The sequence below is a fragment of the Spirosoma sp. KUDC1026 genome, assembly GCF_013375035.1.
Lineage (GTDB): Bacteria > Bacteroidota > Bacteroidia > Cytophagales > Spirosomataceae > Spirosoma.
This window is the reverse complement of sequence record NZ_CP056032.1, coordinates 2,785,952-2,804,984: the sequence shown is the minus strand read 5'-3', so window position 1 is coordinate 2,804,984 and position 19,033 is coordinate 2,785,952. Positions and strand designations below refer to the sequence as shown.

The 19,033-nt window shown below is 52.0% G+C and carries 12 protein-coding genes; 1 reads left to right on the top strand and 11 read right to left on the bottom strand.

Annotated elements, in window-relative coordinates; translation table 11 throughout:
- Window positions 1–15 precede the first annotated feature (15 nt).
- Both HU175_RS11785 and HU175_RS11780 read right to left on the bottom strand, forming a co-directional pair.
- Window positions 16–1,074 (bottom strand): LacI family DNA-binding transcriptional regulator, encoded by a 1,059-nt coding sequence (locus HU175_RS11785; RefSeq protein ID WP_176566789.1) that lies wholly within the window; start codon window positions 1,072–1,074, stop codon window positions 16–18.
- Between the two features lie 44 nt (window positions 1,075–1,118).
- Window positions 1,119–1,865, bottom strand: coding sequence for an NUDIX hydrolase (locus HU175_RS11780; RefSeq protein WP_176566788.1), 747 nt, complete (start codon window positions 1,863–1,865; stop codon window positions 1,119–1,121).
- Between the two features lie 573 nt (window positions 1,866–2,438).
- On the opposite strand from HU175_RS11780, the gene HU175_RS11775 reads away from it, so the two are divergent.
- Entirely contained in the window at window positions 2,439–6,059 is a 3,621-nt protein-coding gene (locus HU175_RS11775; protein WP_176566787.1) for an alpha-L-rhamnosidase, read from the top strand.
- 161 nt (window positions 6,060–6,220) lie between these two features.
- On the opposite strand, the gene HU175_RS11770 is transcribed toward HU175_RS11775, so the two are convergent.
- The 9 genes from HU175_RS11770 to lgt all read right to left on the bottom strand — a co-directional run bounded on the left by HU175_RS11770 (window position 6,221) and on the right by lgt (window position 18,983).
- Entirely contained in the window at window positions 6,221–6,820 is a 600-nt protein-coding gene (locus tag HU175_RS11770) for a hypothetical protein (protein ID WP_176566786.1), read from the bottom strand.
- Window positions 6,821–6,945: 125 nt separating this feature from the next.
- A complete protein-coding gene (locus HU175_RS11765) occupies window positions 6,946–7,530 on the bottom strand; it encodes a chemotaxis protein CheB (RefSeq protein WP_176566785.1) in 585 nt (194 codons plus the stop codon).
- Window positions 7,512–8,321, bottom strand: a complete 810-nt coding sequence (locus HU175_RS11760) for a CheR family methyltransferase (RefSeq protein ID WP_176566784.1) — start codon at window positions 8,319–8,321, stop codon at window positions 7,512–7,514. The genes HU175_RS11765 and HU175_RS11760 overlap by 19 nt, the downstream gene beginning before the upstream one ends.
- Window positions 8,322–8,336: 15 nt before the next feature.
- The gene (locus HU175_RS11755) at window positions 8,337–8,696 is read right to left on the bottom strand and encodes a response regulator (protein WP_176566783.1); all 360 of its coding nucleotides are present in this window, start codon (window positions 8,694–8,696) and stop codon (window positions 8,337–8,339) included.
- A 50-nt stretch (window positions 8,697–8,746) separates the two neighbouring features.
- Window positions 8,747–12,355 (bottom strand): response regulator, encoded by a 3,609-nt coding sequence (locus HU175_RS11750; RefSeq protein ID WP_176566782.1) that lies wholly within the window; start codon window positions 12,353–12,355, stop codon window positions 8,747–8,749.
- Window positions 12,356–12,382: 27 nt separating this feature from the next.
- The gene (locus tag HU175_RS11745; protein WP_176566781.1) at window positions 12,383–13,966 is read right to left on the bottom strand and encodes a response regulator; all 1,584 of its coding nucleotides are present in this window, start codon (window positions 13,964–13,966) and stop codon (window positions 12,383–12,385) included.
- A 198-nt stretch (window positions 13,967–14,164) separates the two neighbouring features.
- Window positions 14,165–15,799: a M1 family metallopeptidase gene (locus tag HU175_RS11740; RefSeq protein ID WP_176566780.1), complete on the bottom strand. Its 1,635-nt coding sequence runs from the start codon at window positions 15,797–15,799 to the stop codon at window positions 14,165–14,167.
- Window position 15,800: 1 nt separating this feature from the next.
- Window positions 15,801–17,918: a S9 family peptidase gene (locus tag HU175_RS11735; RefSeq protein WP_176569199.1), complete on the bottom strand. Its 2,118-nt coding sequence runs from the start codon at window positions 17,916–17,918 to the stop codon at window positions 15,801–15,803.
- 222 nt (window positions 17,919–18,140) lie between these two features.
- On the bottom strand, window positions 18,141–18,983 hold the full coding sequence (gene lgt / locus HU175_RS11730) for a prolipoprotein diacylglyceryl transferase (RefSeq protein ID WP_176566779.1): 843 nt from the start codon (window positions 18,981–18,983) through the stop codon (window positions 18,141–18,143).
- Window positions 18,984–19,033: the final 50 nt, after the last annotated feature.

The window sequence follows — 19,033 nt, the reverse complement described above, 5'->3', positions numbered from 1 at the left end:
AATCGTCTACCGAGCTTAATTCTGATAGAATGCCTGGTTTTCCTGAGTAACAATATCGATGGGCATGTAGTGTTCTTTGGTAACCGGCGTTGCCAGGACCAGGTGTTGGTACAACGCCATGATACTGCGGTACCCCTGGTCTTTGGGCTGGTGACAGATCAGAAAATCGATAGTGCCGCTGGCCAGGAAGCGTAAATTATTCCGAACGAAGTCGTAGCCAATCAGCATCGGTTTGTGGGGCAGTTTCCGATCCTCCAGAAACCGAGCGACTGAAGAAACCCGGGAGTTACTCACGAATACCGCGTCAATGTGAGCATGTTTGTCAAACAACTCCTGGAGGTTGTGAGCGATAGACGCATAATCCGTTTGCTGAATGTCGGCCCTCAAAATAGGATACGTATGATTGTGATCGCTGAAGTAGGCCCTGAACCCCTCCTCGATCTTTTTGTACGTAAAGCTATCCAGCGACGTAGCGATGTTCACGACCAGTACGTTACTGGTTTCCCGCAATCGATAGGTACACAGCTTTCCTGCCAGGTAGCCGCTCTGAAACAAGGGCGGCCCGATATACGACAGGCTTTGCTGACCGGGAATGTCGGCGTCGATGAAGATAAACGGGATACTCGCTTTCTGACAGGCATTGGTAAACTCGCGCGCTTCGTCGACGAATGAAGGAGCCAGAACAATGCCGTCAACGGCTGATTCCAGTATGCGGTTGGCCTGGTCAACAAACGAAGCAGGATCGTTCAAATTAAACAGAAACAGGTCAACCGTAATACCGAATTGTCTAATCTCAGCTTCGGCCTGCTGAATACCCTGGAGCGGAGCTTCCCAGAAATCAGTCTCCCCGGTGACAGACGGAATAAGAACCGCGATCGAAATAACTTTACTCGACGCCAGTCGCCGGGCCAGCAGGTTGGGCTGGTAGTTCAGCTCGGCAATAATTTTGTTAATTTTCTCCCGTGTTTTTTCTGAAACGCCAGCCCGGTTATGAATCACCCGGTCAACGGTGGCAATCGCTACGTTCGCACGCCGGGCAATCTCCTTCACTCCCTGTAGTTCCTTTTTCTTCATGAATTACCAAAACGGTTAGGTAACACGCATCAGCTGCTGGAGCATCAATCCTGCTCCAGTTGCCCGCCGGATTTGAAGCGATACAGATACGGTGATTTGTGGGCTTTTCCCGTTTTCTTTTTCTCAATCCGTTCCAGAATACCCAGTCCCAGCATCTTGCGCTGAAAGTTAGGCGACAAAAGCTTTTTGCCCAGAATAGTCTCGTAGAGTGTGTGCAGCTCCCCCATCGTGAAGATGGCAGGCAGGAGATTGAATCCGATTAACCGTTGGTCAAGGTTATCCCGTAGCGTGTTCAGCGCTTTTTCGATGATGAATCGATGGTCGAAAATCAACGGCGGAATTTTATCAAAGTCATACCAATCGCAGCCGCCCGTTGTGGGGTCGGTTGTCAGTTTGGTTTTGGTATAATCGACCAGCGCATAATACCCAACCGAGATAAACCGCTTTAGACTCCAGTGATCCTCGGATGGCGTAAATCCCTGACCAAGTAGGATTTCTTTAACAACCTCAGGGTCGGTACGATTGTGCTTCCCAAAGACGTGAAACTGCTCCAGATACACATCACCCAGCCCCGTCCGCATCGTCAGAATCCGTTTGGCAGCCTCGTCCAGATCTTCAGCTTCCTGGATGTAGCCACCGGGCAGGGCATACAGACCCGTATTGGTATGCTCGATGATCAGCACTTTCAGCTGGTTCTCGTGAAAGCCAAAAATAACCGGGTCAACGGCGATTCCTTTCAATAAACCGTCCCCCTGGGGACTTATTTCCCGGGGATCATTCTGACGAAGCATACAACGCAAATTATCGGGCGAAGCTATCTAATTACGTCCAATTAGCCTCTCCATTGGCTTTTTATTAAAATGATCTAATAAATTAATTGACAAATCATGTTTCGTATTTATCATTGTATCAGATTGATATAATGATAAGGTATGGATGTGGGGTCACCTGTATTGGCTGGGGACGGTCGGCCACTGCTCCCCTCCCAAAACCTAATCTTGTAGGGTTTTCACGGGGTGATAAATCGGACTTATTTTGCCGCTAGCTACCACCCCCCGGCCCCCTCCTAGAAAATTAGGAGGGGGAAAAAAGGTCACTTCTGCATATTCCCCTCCTGTTTTAGGAGGGGCTAGGGGTGGTCAGAGCAACATCCTACAAGATTAAGTTTTGGGTGAGGGGAGACAACAAAAAGATAACCCAACCAACTAATACAGCCTACCAATTACACACCTAACCTAAATTCAACTAGGACAACCTCGTGGACACGAGTGCTGGGCTTCTCCCAGTTTAATGATCAGCGTTTTCAACCATACCAGATTTTTTCACTCAATTACCTATTCCTACAACGATTGCCTGTTTACAACATGAGAACCCTACTCCTGTCATTTCTATTGGTTCTATTCTTCTTCAGAACGGGTTTTGCTAACACATCTATCGAGAATCTGGCCGTCGATTACCAGCAAACCCTACTGGGTATCGATCAGGCAACGCCCCATTTCTCGTGGCGGATGAAGGCACTCGACACCAAACGCGGCTATGCCCAGACGGCCTGGCAGATTGTTGTGACGGACGACAAAAATCAGGTCGTATGGGATTCGAAAAAGGTAAGTTCAAACCTCTCCCACGGCATCGAGTACGCGGGTCGGGCGCTTCAGCCAACAACCCGTTACACTTGGAAAGTAACGGTCTGGAATAATCAGGGCCAGTCGTCAGCTAACAGTTCCTGGTTTGAAACGGGGTTAATGAACCCTACTATGTCGGCCTGGTCGGGCGCGAAATGGATTGGCGGGAGCGATAACGATCTGGTTTTTTACTCGCCTTATCTATCGGTGTTCAAGCTCCGGTTTGGCGTTCAACTCGATGAGGCAAGCCGCTCAACCAAAGCAGCTTTTGTATTCGGAGCCAACGACCAGCGGCTCATGAACAAAGATCTGAACATTATGGGTGTGCAAAACGGCCCGAATCAAAGCTACATCGCCTTCGAACTGGATATTTCAGGCGTAACAGACTCGCCGGAGGGACTGGCAAAACTGAATATGTATCGGGCTGGCTATAGCAGGGACGATAAGGCCGACGTACCCTTCAAAAGTCTCAATATACCGCAAACCTTAATCAGCAGCGCCAATAAATACGCGAAGCACACGATTCTGGCCGAATGTAATTTCGGTCTGTTTGAGTTGTTCGTGGATGGGAACCAGGAAGCGAATAAACTTAAAGAAGAAAACGCTGGGCCTGCGTCTCCCTTTTCGGCCCGAGGCATCAACCTAAATCCAATCGGCAGCGGGAACAATTTCATCAGCTTTCCAATGGTAGCCGATATTGGCTTTAAGGTTCCGGCCAAACAAACCGCTTATTTTTCGCAGCTGGAAATCCGGAATTTTCGGTACCCCTCCAATACGTTATTCTCAGAAAACCTCAGCAATCAACCCTATACCGGCATTTATAAATCGCAGAATATAACCGTCAGCAATGGTCAGTACGTGGTTAAGGGTGGCGATTTGGTCACGGCCAATCCAAGTCGGAATGCCGCCCCGATGCTTCGGAATACGTTCACGACGCAGGCCAAGCCCATTGCCAAAGCCCGGTTGTACGTAACGGCGCGGGGTATTTATGAACTGTACCTGAATGGCAACCGGGTGAGTAACGATTACTTCAATCCGGGACTGACGCAGTACAACAAACACCATATGTACCAAACCTACGACCTCACGGGTGCGGTGAAACAGGGGCAGAAGAATGCATTGGGGGCCTGGCTGAGCGAAGGCTGGTGGAGTGGTAACATCACTTATAGTGGCGAAAACTGGAACTACTTCGGCGACCGGCAGTCGCTGTTGAGCAAACTGGTCATTACGTATCAGGATGGTTCTGAGCAAATCGTCACGTCCAATCCAGACTCGGGCACCTGGAAAATTTTCACCGATGGCCCCATTCGGTACGGCTCATTTTTCCAGGGCGAAGTGTATGATGCGACGAAAGACGCCCTGGTTAAAAACTGGGCAACCGCTACGTATAACGATGCCGCGTGGAAGCCTGTAGTGGAAGTCCCCCTGGAAGGAACGGCGTATCAGGGGACGTTCACCGATTTCATGGGTCGGAAAGCAACGATGGATTATAACGAATTTAAACTCGTTGGGCAGATGGGCGATAACGCCAGTCTGGTCAGAACCATGCCCGCCCTGGCCGTCACCGAAGTCCGCCCGAAGGTTTTTGTCTACGATATGGGGCAGAACATGGTGGGTTTCCCCAGAATTCAGATCAGAAACGGCAAAAAAGGGCAGGTCGTTACTCTGCGATACGCCGAGGTGAAGTACCCGAACCTGGCGGAATATAAAGACAACACGGGCATGGTTATGATGGAAAATATCCGGGCCGCTCTTACGCAGGACAGCTACATGCTGAAAGGAGGTGACGAAACCATACAACCCCGGTTTACTTTTCACGGGTATCGGTATCTGGAAATAACCGGCCTGGATCGGGCTATTCCCGTAGCGGATGTGAACGGGCTGGTGATCAGTTCTATATCGGCCTTATCGTCGCAGTACGAGACCTCCAATCCGCTGGTTAATAAACTGTGGCAAAACATTACGTGGTCGTTGCGGAGTAATTTCCTGTCCATTCCAACCGATACGCCAGCCCGTAACGAGCGCATGGGCTGGAGCGGAGATATTTCGGTGTTTTCACGCAGTGCTACGTACTTGACCAACGCTGACTTATTCCTCAGACGGCACCTGCTAGCTATGCGGGACGTACAGGCAGAGAGCGGTCGGTTTACCGATGTGGCTCCCATGGGGGGTGGGTTTGGTGGTACACTCTGGGGCAGCGCCGGTATTGTTGTGGCCTGGGAGACGTATCGTCAATACGGCGATGTCGCGCTGTTGAAGGAGCATTACGAGGCCATGAAGCGCTATGTCCAGTTTCTGGAAACGAAAATTGACAAACCGACTGGCATCCTGAACGAAGGCCCGCTGGGCGATTGGCTGAGTCCGGAAGGTAACAAGAACGACAATACGCTGTTCTGGATGGCTTACTTTGCCTACGATTTAGGCATCATGAACAAAGTCGCCACGATCCTGGAAAAGCCCGACGAGGCAGCTCAGTTTGCGAAACGGCAAGACGACATTAAAGCCACCTGGAACGATCTTTACGTCGATAAAACAAGCCATAAAACAATCAAGTCCGGCCTGAAAACGGGCTTCATGGGCCCACCGAATGAACAGCAGCTCGCCCAGAAATCGGACAAAGGGGAACTGATTGACACGCAGGCCTCTTATGCAATCCCGCTGGCGTTGGGCGTAGTCGATGACGAAAACAAACCGTTTGTTATTCAGCACCTGAAGACATCAGTGGAGCGTAAAAACAAAGACGATGGCGGTGTTGACCGGCCGGCTTATTCGCTGATGACCGGTTTCATTGGTACCGCTTCGATCATGGATGCCCTGACAGAAAACGGAAATCCGACGGATGCTTACCGACTTTTGCAGCAGACCGATTACCCCTCCTGGCTCTACTCGGTGGTGAACGGCGCGACTTCAATCTGGGAGCGCCTGAATTCGTACACGGTCGAGAATGGGTTTGGGGGGAACAATAGTATGAACTCGTTCAACCACTATTCGTTCGGGGCCGTTGCGAGCTGGATGTACAACCACTCGCTGGGAATTCAGCGTCACCCGTCAAAAGCGGGTTTCAGCGAAATTGTCCTGAAACCCAGCCCCGACCCGACCCGCAAGATGACGTTTGCCAAAGGCTACTACGAGTCAATATATGGCCGAATCAGCAGCGAATGGACATGGGAAGGAAACAACTGGACCTATAAAACGACCATTCCGGCGAATACCACGGCGACTCTTTACTTACCCGCCAACAGCACCAGCCAGATCAGTGAAGCGGGCAAACCAATTGCTTCGTGGAAAGGGATTAGCCAGCAAAACGGCCAGATCCAGATTCTACTTGTTTCAGGAACATATTCGTTTAGGATTCGCAATTGAGTTTCACCAAGACAAACTACCGCAAACATTTGATTATTAGCACCTTTTGTCATCTCGACGAAAGGAGAGATCTTAAAAACATCCTTACTCATGGCTAGGAAACATTAAGATCCCTCCTTTCGTCGGGATGACAGAAAAATAACCTAATCTGCCTCAGAAAACTAAAAGCGATAGCCAATGTTGAAACCGGCGCCCGAACTAACGCCAATCTTGCTTATATCAACCCTGGTTGCCCGGACTCCCAGCGTAACCCGACTACCAAATGTGTATTCATATTCCGCGGCCAGATTATAGCCAGGATTGATTTCTTCTGTTCGATCTCTAGTTATATCTATCCCAATCAGTCTTCCGCCATTCGAGTACACCGGGGTGGTTCCCGTAGCAACCTCATTTTTACGGAACCAGACCGAAGGACCTCCGCCCAGCCGAAACGCATGCCGAGGGCTGCGGATCAGGTCAAACGAAGCGGTTAGGTCGAACATGAAGCGTTGGCGGGGTCTGGCTTCTAAGGAAACTTTGTATCCCAGGTCAGAGGCATACAGGATATTCTGGTCTTTATGATAGCCAAGACTACCCGCCAGAACGATCCGGTCATTAGCCAGATGACGGGCATAGCGGATAACAGGGACAAAGTCATCGGTGCCGCCCCTACTCATAATATCAGCACCGATACGAATTGAGTTTTTGTAAGTAACTACCTGGGCTGCCGTGAATGAATAGAGCGCGAGACAAAAGCCCGTTGTCAGGAAGATTTTTTTCATTTGTTAAGATTGAAAAGTGGAGTGGTGCTAGTACAGCAGGGCAAAAGTACCGTAATACGTCAATCGACAAAGATTCGTGTAGCTATCTTGTTGATATTCTTAGGCAATGCTCCTGGTCAAACCCCTCACGTATTCAGTCCATTCACGAACTCGATCAATTCATAGACGTCGAGAATCAGGTCAATATCCGCATGCAGAATGGCCTGCTGGGGCATAAAGCCAATCTGGGCGGTTTCGGGTTTTTGCGCCACAAGCACACCACCGCCTTTTTTGATTACGTTCAGGCCAGCCGTACCATCGGCATTGGCTCCTGACAGAATAACCCCAACCAGGGTGCGTCCGTACACATCAGCAGCCGACTCGAACGTAACGTCGATGGAGGGGCGGCTGTAGTTGACTTTTTCGGAGTCATCCAGCGAAAACGTACCATCCTGCTCGATCAGCAAATGATAATCGGCCGGGGCGAGGTAGATCATACCGGGCTCGATCACGTCCTTGTCATCCACTTCTTTCACCGGAATATTCGTCTTGACCGATAGGAGATCGGCCAGGGCCGAGTCGGCCGTGTTCCGCCGGTGAACAACAATAATCAGGGTAAACGACAGCGGGGGCTTCAGGGCTGGTAACAGCCTGAGTAAAACGTCAATGCTTCCCGTTGATCCTCCCACAACAACGGCCCGAATCCGGTTACTTAAACCAGTTTGCGCCATATTTTCTCGGTGTCAATTTGCTTGTACGTCGATTGCAGCGACGAGAACTTCAGCGTTTCCTTGGCGCCTAATGCCAGATAACCCAACGGTCCCAGACTTTCATCGAACAACCGCAGGACATGGTCCTGTAGCGTTTTGTCGAAGTAAATCAGCACGTTCCGGCACAGAATCAGATCGAACTCATTGAATGACCGATCCGAGACCAGGTTGTGCGTCGAGAACACCATCCGCTGCGACAGTTCTTCCGGGAATTTCACGTAGCCATACTGCGCCGTGTAATAGTTCGAGAAATCGTTACGCCCCCCGGAGAGAATGTAGTTCTCGGAGTACTGCTTCATGTGCGCCAGTTGAAAAATTCCCAGCCGGGCTTTTTCCAGCACCTCGGTGTTCAGGTCGGTGGCGTAGAGGAGGGTTTTGTGCAGTAGTCCGGCTTCCTTCAGCAGGATCGCCACTGAGTACACCTCCTCGCCGGTCGAGCAGCCCGCGTGCCAGATCCGGATAAATGGTTTGGCCGCCAGCGACGGCAATACGTTTGTTCGCAGAGTTTTATAAAAGAGCGGATCGCGGAACATCTCGGTAACGTTCACCGTCAGTTCCTCCACGAATCGTTTCAGGTAATCGGCATCCGAACGTACCCGGTATCGCAGTTCGGCAAAGCTGGGAAACTTGTCCAGCTGCCAGAGCCGGTTGATCCGGCGTTTCAGCGACGCCCGTGTATAATGCGTAAAATCGTACCCGTAAATATCAAATAAGTCGGTTAACAGCAGGTCAATATCCTCCTCGGCAAGCATAATCAATTCGTCAAACTAGGACAGCACCTGCAACAATCTGTCCACGTCAATAGGCTTCGAGATGTAATCGGTTGCTCCGGCTGCCAGGCACTTCTCCCGGTCGCCAACCATGGCCTGCGCAGTAACGGCAATGATGGGCGTATTGCGCCGGTTTTCGAGCGACTTAATGCGCGGAATGGCTTCGTAACCGTCCATTTCGGGCATCATCATATCAATCAGGATACTATCAATGACCTCATCGGTCTGCAGTATATCGAGCGCTTCCTGCGCACTCAGGCAGGACACGCAGTCAAATGCTTTCGACCGAAGCGTTGCCTTCAGCGCGAAGATATTTTTCGTATCATCGTCAATAATCATGACTCGTTTTTTGGACATTTGAGAAGAGGAGTAGCCAGAGAAACGTTAAAAAAGAGCGTATGAATGTGCTACGAGCGGTCGTATAGCCACACGCGAAGCAAAGATATAAGCTGATCAATATCAACCGGTTTGGTAATATAGTCCGACGCACCGGCCTGAATGCATTTCTCCCGGTCACCGGTCATGGCTTTGGCCGTTACGGCAATTACCGGCAGGTTCCGCCATTGAAAGTTGCTCCGGATTTTGGTAGCGGTTTCGTAGCCGTCCATTTCGGGCATCATCATGTCCAGCAGCACCAGGTCGATGGCTGGGTTTTCTGTCAGCTTCTGCATGGCTTCCTTACCATCCAGCGCGGCCACTACGTTCATGTTATACTGCTCGAGCGCCTTCGACAGGGAAAAAATATTCCGCACGTCGTCGTCGGCCACCAGCACCGTTTTATTATTTAATACCTGACTCAGCGCACCCAGCTTTTTCGGCGGGCTGGCTGTTTCTGTTGACTGTTTATTCTCTTCCACTAAGTGTAGAAAAAGCGACACTTCATCGAGCATCCGCTGGTACGAGTGGGCCGTCTTGACGATGATCGAATCGGCGTATTTTTTAATCTTCAGTTCCTCCGACATCGACAGGCTCCGGCCCGTGAAAATGATGATCGGCAGGTTCTCCAGACCGGGGTTTTTCTTGGCCTCCTCCAGCGTTTCATAGGCTTTGTTATCGGGAATACCCATGTCCAGAATAACGCAGTCCACTTCTTTGTTTTTCAGCGCAACAACCCCGTCGTTGATGTTGCTCTTCAGTTCCGAGTTGATGTTGAACGTCTCCAGGAAGTAAGCCAGCGCTTTGGCGTGCTTCGGGTTATCCTCGATAATCAGCACCTTTTTGGCGTCCCGGTTGAGCACGTACTCGATTTTTTTGAACACTTCGTGCATCTGCTCAAACGCCATCGGTTTGTCGACGAAATCGATAGCTCCCTTCAGCATACTCTCATTCTTGACCTTGTGCGACGACATCATGTGCACCGGAATCGGGCGCGTCTGCGGATTGGCCTTCAGCGCGTCCATCACTTCCCAGCCGCTCATGATCGGCAGTTGCAGATCAAGCAGGATTCCCTTCGGCTTGAACGTATTGGCCAGTTGAAGCCCTTCATCTCCCCGAACCGACACAATGACTTTGTAACCTTTTTTGCGGGAATAATCGAGCAGCGATTTGGCGAAGTTAACGTCATCTTCAATGATCAGAATTGTCTTATCCTGTTCCGTAATGTCGTTCCGATCGTCGGGAATAGCCTCCGGAATTATGGTGCTGATGTATTTGCTCGGAGCCGGGGCCGCTTTGGCGGGCTGTACCTTTGGTACTTCGGGCACGTACACCGGCTTGGTTACCATTGGTGCGGGTGCGCTCATCCCGTCGGCTGGTACGTAGACGGTAAACTGACTGCCTTTGCCAACTTCGCTTACCAGTTCGATATCACCACCCAGCAGTTTGGCCAGTTCGCGGCTGATCGACAGTCCTAGGCCGGTACCGCCGTACTTGCGTTTAGTCGACCCGTCGGCCTGCTGGAATGCTTCAAATACCAGGTGCTGCTTCTCCGGCGCAATACCGATGCCCGTATCTTCGACCGTAAAACTCAGCTGATTCGCCCGATCGGCCGGGCGTTCGATCTTTAGTTTTACGCTGCCCTCCGATGTAAACTTGAGTGCGTTGGATATCAGATTTTTCAGAATCTGGCCCAGCCGCATTTTATCGGTTTCGATGGTTTTTGGTACGTTGTCAGCCACCGAAATCACAAAATCCAGCCCTTTTTCCTTGGCCAGCAGCCCGAACAGCGATTGCAGTTCGCTGGCAATGTCGCCTACCTCAACGGTCTGCATGTCCAGCGTCATCTGCCCTGCTTCAATCTTGGACAGATCCAGAATTTCGTCGATCAGCCCCAGCAGCCCTTTGCCGGACGATTGAATCACCTTCGCGTATTCGACTTCTTCCTCGTTCAGGTTTTCGTCCGTGTTTTCAGACAGCAGTCGGCTCAGCAGCAGGATGGAGTTCAGGGGTGTCCGCAGTTCGTGCGACATATTAGCCAGGAACTCCGACTTATAGCGGGTCGACAATTCAAGCTCGGTCGCCTTTTGCTGGATTTCGTCGTTCCGTTCTTCCAGCAGTAGTCCGCGCTCTTCCAGTTCAGTATTCGTTTGCTGAAGTTCTTCCTGCTGCACCCGAAGTTCCTCTTCCGATGCCTGCAGCTTCTGGGTCTGCATTTCGAGCTCGGCGTTCAGGTTTTCGAGCTCGTGCTGCTGGGCCTGCAATTCTTCCGACTGAGCCTGGGTTTCTTCCAGGAAGTTCTGCAGCCGGACGTAGTCCAATGCGGCATTCACGCCAATGGCCATGGCTTCCTGATTACGTTCCAGAAACGCCAGTTCACGGCCCTGTGGCTCCCGCAGTAATCCCAGTTCGACCACCCCGACGCAATCGTCGCCGTATAGCAGGGGTACAATCACCAGTGCCTTTGGCCGAACCTCTCCTGTTGCCGACCGGATGTGCTGATAATCGTCGGGCAGGTCATGCACGATCACCGTCTTTTTTCGCTCAATCGCCTGGCCAACCAGTCCTTCTCCGGCGATAACATATTCCGGCGCATCACTCACGGCGTAACGGCCCGTTAGCCGGTAGTTGGGTCCGTTGTCAACGAGGTACATGGCGCCCAGGGGGGCTTTCAGGTAATCGGCCAGCGTATCCATTACGTTGTTCGCCAGCTTTTTCAGATTCCGCTGCCCCCGAATAGCATTTCCGATGTTCATCGCGCCGGTCTGCAGCCACGCATTCTCACTCAGATCAGTAAACGTTCGTTCCAGCGCGGCTGTCATTACGTTCAGCGCCCGGCCAATCCGGCCGATTTCGTCATCCCGCACGTCATCGCTACGAATAGCATAGTTCCCGTCGGCAATGTCCTGCGTTACGTCTTCCAGCACCGCAATACGCTCGTTGGCCTCGCGGTACTGCTGATCCGTTTCTTTCTGATGGGCAATCCGGTCGTCCATATCCGTTTTGATCCGGAGATAGGTAAACGTTGTAATGAGGATGGAGATAAGGGCAACAATAACCAGCAGAAACGGCGTATAGGTAATGTACGTCTGCTGATCCGATATGCGCTCGGCCAACAATTTGTTTTCTGCCGTTTTTATCTGGTTGATGACCAGCCGAAGATCATCCATGATCTTCTTGCCTGTTGTCATGTCCAGATTACGAGCATCCCGGTTTTCGTTGTACCCCGGTACGCGTTGCGCCAGGTTAATAATCCGGCGCATCTGGTCAAATTTAGCTTCGTAAAGTTCTTTCACTCGATCCAGCATTTGTTGCTGGACCGAGTTATCGCTCGTTAGCTCCTTCAGATTGATGTAGTTCCGATTTGTTTTCTCGTACGCGCCGTTATACGGCTGCAGAAAACTGGTGTCAAGCGTAACCAGAAAGCCACGCTGCCCCGTTTCAGCATCTTTCATGTTCGAGATTACGTTCTCGGCTTCGATCAGTACCTGGTTGGTGTGATTTACCAGCTTCGAGTTGTCGATTAGTTTCTGAATGCTGTAGTACGAAGCCCCCAGGCTGCCAACGAGCAGTAGGGTTGACAGCGTAAAAACGAGTTGTAGCTGACGCAGAACGGAATCCGACGTAGAGTATTTAGGCATTAGTCTATATTCGTAAAGGCGGTGTTCTTACCCAATATTTTCGGCACCGATCGGCTGTACCACCGGTAAAACCAGAATAAAACTGGCGCCCTGACCGGGCTGACTCCGGGCCGAAATCAGGCCGTGGTGTTTATCGATATTCTTTTTGGCAATGGCCAGTCCAATCCCGGTCCCTTCGTAGGTCGACCGGTTGTGCAGCCGCTGAAAAATAATAAAAATGCGGCTGAGAAATTTTTCATCAAACCCGATCCCGTTGTCCTGAACGGTTATGCGGCAAAAAGGCCCTATTTCCGAGGGCTCCCCGTCAATGGCTTTCGTGGCGATCAGTTCGGCCCGGATAGTAATAACCGGCGGAACATCTTCCCTGGCAAATTTGAGCGCGTTGCTGATCAGGTTTTGAAATACCTGACGGATGCGGGTCGGCACAATGTCCAGTGCAGGTAGTGGGTCAATCTGAACTACAGCCTGCTTTTGACTGATGAGATCGTCGAAATCCAGCAGCAGGTCGTTCAGCAGGTCGTTCAGATTGGTCGTCTTGAAGACTTCGGGCGCCGAAATCTGGGAATAGGCCAGCAGATCATTGATAAGCAACGACATGCGGGCCGACGAACGAATTGAGCGATCCAGGTAATACACCGCATCGGGATTGTCCTTCATGAATCGCTCCTTGATTGTATCGTTCAGGAGTTGAATTTTGCGGAGTGGCTCTTTTAGGTCGTGTGAGACAACCCAGGTAAACTGCTGCAGTTCGTGATTGGTCTGCTCCAGTTCCGTATTTTTGAGCATTAGTTCACTGGTACGCAGGTTGACCTGTTCCTCCAGTTCTTCAGAGGCCTGTTTCTGGGCCTGGATGTCGGTAAACGTACCAATCCACCGCGACGGGGTTTCGGGGCCGACCGGTATGATCCGCAACAGATGGTAGCGATACTCGCCCGTGGTCAGCTCCTTTAGCCGGACTTCCCGACTGAATTCTACTCCTTCGGCGAAGGCGATTTTCCAGTCCTGACAAGTTTCGTCATCCGGGTGCGACACCGGAAATTTACTGACCTCGGGCGAATAACGAAACCAGTGCTGATTGGCGTATTCAATAGTTCCTTCATCGGTCATGGTGAAAGCAATCTGCGGCAGCGAGGCCAGTACGGTCTGTAACTGCTGCATCTGAGCGGCCAGATTTTCCTGTGCCTGTTTGCGCACTTCCACCTCTTTTCGCAGGGCGTCCTGCGTCGTACGCAGCTCCTGCTGCTGCATGTAAAGCCGGTGCAGCGTCCTGACTTTCAAGGCCAGAATATCAGGATCGACGGGTTTGGTCAGGTAATCGACGCCCCCGGACGTGTATCCTTTTGTGATGAATTTTTTCTCGGTATTGACCGCCGATAGAAAGATGATCGACGTATCACGGGCCTTACCGAAGCCTGCTACCGCCGTGGCGACTTCAAAGCCGTCCATGTCGGGCATCTGCACGTCCAGAATGATGACGGAGTAAGCGTTCTTCAGGACTTTTTTCAGGGCTTCTTCGCCCGATTCCGCGCTGTCGACGGTAAACCGATGCAGCTCCAGAATTTTTTTTAAGGGAAGAATATTTTCTGGCCTGTCATCAACGATGAGAATCATGCTTAACTTATATAATGACGCTGAGGCTGTTTACGAACGCGTTACCGGACCGGTCATCAGGCAATAAAACGCCGGAACTAATCGGTGAAGATACAGCCATAAATGGTAAAATCGTGCGCAGCACCCTTTTTTAGCCGGTTGCAACGCACGATCTTACTGAATAGCCCAATCCGGCTTTCCCGGTTTTGGCTTATCTTTTTACTTACCAGCGGCCTGACACAGCACGTAATAGTTTGCGTCGGGTGTTAGTTTGGTTGCCTGTTTCGTCGGCAAGGTTTTCCACTGCGTTGTCGGCTGGAGCTGCTGATACGGCCCCGATTCACCCAGGCAAACGCGCAGGGGCATTGTGAAGTCAGCGATGCAGTTGGTGTAGCGATATTGCAGTCCGCCCGCTACGGGCCGGTACTCCAGCACCGGAATCTGGGTGGTACGCAGGTACTGATCGAAGATGGGCTTCAAATTCTTCCCCGTCTGTTCGATCATGTAGTTCTCGATCTGCCGGGTGGTAACGGTCTGGTGGTAAAAAGTCTTGTTCAGACCGCGCAGCACCTGCCGCCACTTGTCGTCATCCCCCACAATCTGCCGAATCATGTGCAGCATATTCCCGCCTTTGTAGTACATATCACCCGACCCTGACCGGTTGACATTGTACGTGCCGATGATCGGTTTATCGTTACGAATCAGCGCCCGGCAGCCCACTACGTACTGTGCCCCCGCTTCTTTGCCGTAGTAGTACTCCGTGAACAGGCATTCCGAGTAGTTCGTAAAACTTTCGTGAATCCACATATCGGCAATGTCCTTGTACGTAATGTTGTTGGCAAACCACTCGTGGCCCGACTCATGAACAATGATGAAATCCCAGAGCAGTCCCCAGCCCGTCTGCGACAGGTCGCGCCCCAGGTAGCCATTCCTGAACCGGTTGCCGTAGGTTACCGAACTCTGGTGTTCCATCCCGAGGTACGGCGTCTGCACCAGCTTATAGCCATCCTCGTAGAAGGGGTATGGGCCAAACCAGTATTCGAACGCTTTCATCATTTTAGGCACTTGCTTGTACTGTTCCCGCGCCTGTTCAGCATCATCTTTCAGGGCGTAGTAGTCGATGGCCAGCGGTCCTTTTTCGCCCTGGTAGGTTTCGGACCAGTGTTCGTACTGGCCGATGTTCATGTTTACCCCATAGTTGTTAATAGGGTTTTGTACGTACCAGTCGAATGTGCGGGTGTGGTCGGCATTGGTCGTTACCCGGCGCAGTTTCCCGTTCGATACGTCCATTAAGTCTTCGGGGACGGTAATGCTGATCGCCATCGAATCCGGCTCGTCGTACATGTGGTCTTTGCAGGGCCACCAGGCGCTGGCGCCGAGTCCCTGGCAGGCCGTTGCGATAAACCAATTGCCCGACTTATCCCGTGACCAGACCATGCCCCCGTCCCAGGGTGGGCGTTTGGCAATGTGGGGTTTACCGGCGTACTGTACCGTAATGGCTTCCGTTTTCCCGACCTGTTGCGGCTTGGTCAACGTTACGAAATACGCGTCGCCATCCTGCCGTACCTGCAGCGGCTTCCCGTCCTGCTCGACACGAACCACCCGCAGGGGGCGCTGCAGATCGACCTGCATGGTTTTTCCCGGCTTGAGCACCCGGTAGCGAATTTCGGTTGACCCGCTCAGCGTACTGTCGGTTGGCTGTACGCGCACCGTCAGGTGATAGAACGACAGATCCCACCAGGCCCGTTCGGGCGTGATAGACCCCCGCAACGTGTCGGCATGGGTAAACTCATACCGCTGTGCCCAGCCCGCCAGGGGCAGCAGGCAGGCAATGATCATTAGCAGTCGGGTCATATCAGCGAGGGCCGGGAGGGCAGTTTTTCAGCAGATAATTGGTGTACAGCGTGTGCAGGTGCTGCGATGTGCCAGGACCTTCGTAAATACCATGCGACCGGTTGGGGTACGACATCAGCTGGAACTGCTTATTGTGTTTCACCAGCTCGTTGATCAGCACTTCAGCATTGTCGTAGTGCACGTTATCGTCGCCCGTACCGTGAATGTAGAGCAGATTACCGCGCAGGTTCTTGGCGTACGTAATGGGCGACCCAGCCACGAAATCCTCGCGGTTTTCCTGCGGCAGACCCATGTACCGTTCCTGATAGATATTGTCGTAGAACAGTTGATTGCCCACGGCAGCAACGGAAATGCCGGTTTTATAGATGTCCGGATACTGAAACAGCAGGTGCAGCGTGGTCGATCCTCCCCCACTCCAGCCCCAGACGGCTACGCGGCTGGTGTCCATGTAGGCGTGCTGCGCGAACAGTTTCTTCGCGCCCATCGCCTGATCGCGAATGTTAAGCCGCCCAATCTGCCGGTAGATGGCTTTCCGCCAGGCCGCTCCTTTCAGGTTTGGGGTGCCGCGGTTGTCGAGTGCTACGTAGATGTATCCCGCTTTGTTCATGTCTCCCTCGAACATGTTGTTACGCCCGAGTCCGTACTGATCGTCAACGGTGCTCCCCGCAGGTTCGCCGTACACATGAAAGACAACCGGATATTTTTTAGTGCTGTCCATATCAACGGGTTTGGCCATCCAGCCGTCCAGCGTTACACCATCTTCGGTTGTTACGGTAAAGAAGCTAACGTTGGGCCGGGGTATCCTTTTGATACGTTTCGCCAGGCTCTCCGCTTCGTTGACCGCCTTGTGATCGGGCAGGGTGATCCATTCACGGGCGGGCGCGGTTTCGTAGTTATTGAACGTGTGCATAGCCAGCTTCCCATTCGGCGAGAACGTGTAGCCGTGCGTACCCGACAGGCCTTTGGGCGTTACGCGTTCGGCTTTGCCTTTGCCGTCCAGCTTGGTTCGGTACAGATACCGCTGGTTCGTATTTTCGGGCGACGCAATGAAGTAGATCAGGTTAGCGGGTTCGTCGATGTGGCTGATCGTTTCAATGTCGTACGAACCAGGCGTCAGCAGCAGTTCTTTCTTACCATCAATACCCATCCGGTAAATGTGCCGCCAGCCATCTTTTTCTGATACCCAGACGAATGATTTGCCGCCTTCCAGCCACTCCCAACCGCTTGGATCGTCGTGGTTCCAGCGGCTTTTAATATCGATCCAGGCTTTATCCGTTTCTGTATATACCGGCGAAGCCGCCTGGGTAGCGGGGTTACACACAAACAGTTTGCTTTCGTTCTGCTTGCGATTCAGTTGCTGCACGATGATCGAGTTGCCCGTTGGGAACCACTCCATCCGGGTAAGGTAATGCTGCTGCGCATCACCGGGGATATTCATCCAGTTGGTTTTTCCACCCGTTATGTTCACAACGCCAATACGGGCGGGTGATGGGTCGACACCTACTTTGGGGTATTCAACCGGAACTACGTACGAATAAATGGAATCCGTCGTGTTCAGCATCAGGTAGTCAGGAATTTTTGTCGCGTCGATCTGCCAGTAGGCAATCTGTTTACTGTCGGGGCTCCAGCGAAAGCCATCCCGGCAACCAAATTCCTCTTCGTACGCCCAGTCGAACGTTCCGTTGATTCGTTTACGGGTGCCGTCGGTGGTTAGCTGAGTGGTTTTGCCCGTGGCTACGTCCTCCACGTACAGATTGTGCTCACTCACGTAGGCTACGCTGCGTCCGTCCGGCGAGAGCTTGGCGTACATCAGCGACTGCATAGGGCGGTTCGCGCCAGCGCCCGTCCCCAACTGCCGGTTCTGGCCGGTAGCCCGGTCGATCAGGTAATAATCACCCCGGGTGTTGTAACGCCAGACGCGTGCCGGGTTAGTAAAAATCAGCAGGCGGCTGCTGTCGGGCGTAAACGCGAAGTCAACAATCGGCATGCCGTTGGAGCCAAATCGACGCAGTTTATCGGTCCCCAGCAGAGTCGTTTTCTGCCCCGTCCGAACGTCCGTTTTGACCAGGTTTCCCTGTTCGACGGCGGCAAACGCATTGCCGTTGTCGGTCCAGTGCATCTGACGTCCGGGAATTTGAGCCTGAGCAGCAAGCGATGAAGTACCAAGCAGGGCAGCCAGCCACAGTCGGCGATTAATCAAAAAAGACAGATTCACGAAGTAAGCGTGTAAGGTGTTTGATGAATCACCAAATTTACACGCTTATTCCGTGAATCTGTCTGTTGACCTGTTATCGAAACTGATAGTATCTTAACCGAAGCCGCTGGCGCCAGCTAACTGGCCTTAACTTTTTACCTCTGTTGGGGACTCTGTAGCAACGGGCACGGGTAGTCGTGAACTCCGGACCAGGAAGAAAATACCCAGCAGCACTGCCGGAATACTCAGAATCTGACCCATGTTCAGGGCCATTGTGTTCTCAAATGCTTCCTGGTTTTCTTTCAGATACTCGTACAGAAAACGCAGCGTAAAAATCCAGATCAGAAAAATACCGAGCAGACTGCCCGAGGGCGTTGCCGCTTTTTTCCGATTCCAGAACCAGATCATGATAAAGAACAGCACCAGACACGACAGCGATTCGTACAACTGCGCCGGGTGACGGGGGATCTTGGCATATTCAGCGTTGCGCAGAAAGATAAACGCCCAGGACACATCGGTCGGGCGACCAACGATTTCGGAGTTCATCAGATTACCGAACCGGATAAAAGCTCCCCCCAGGGCAACGGTAATGGCCATGCGGTCGGTTACCCAGAGAAAGGTTTGCCCCGTGGCCCGGCTCGACTTCCTTCGGGAATACAGCCATAAGCCGGTCAGGATACCAATCAATGCGCCGTGACTGGCCAAGCCGGCAAAGGGCGGCAGTATCACTTCGAGCGGGTTATGTAAGAGTACCTGCGGTTCGTAGAACAGAAAATGACCGATTCGTGCCCCCAGGATGGTTGACACCACCATGTAAATGAGCAGCGAGTCGGTATCAGCAACGGGTTTGTTCTCCTGCTTGAAAATATGCGTCATGATCTGCATGCCGATCAGGAAGCCCAGCGCAAACAGCAACCCATACCAACGAACGGAAAACGCGCCAATGTGAAAAATTTCGGGATCAACGTCCCAAATAACGTATTGCAGCATAAGAAGTAAGATCGACGCCTAATATAAGCGTAAAAGTCGATCGTGGGCAA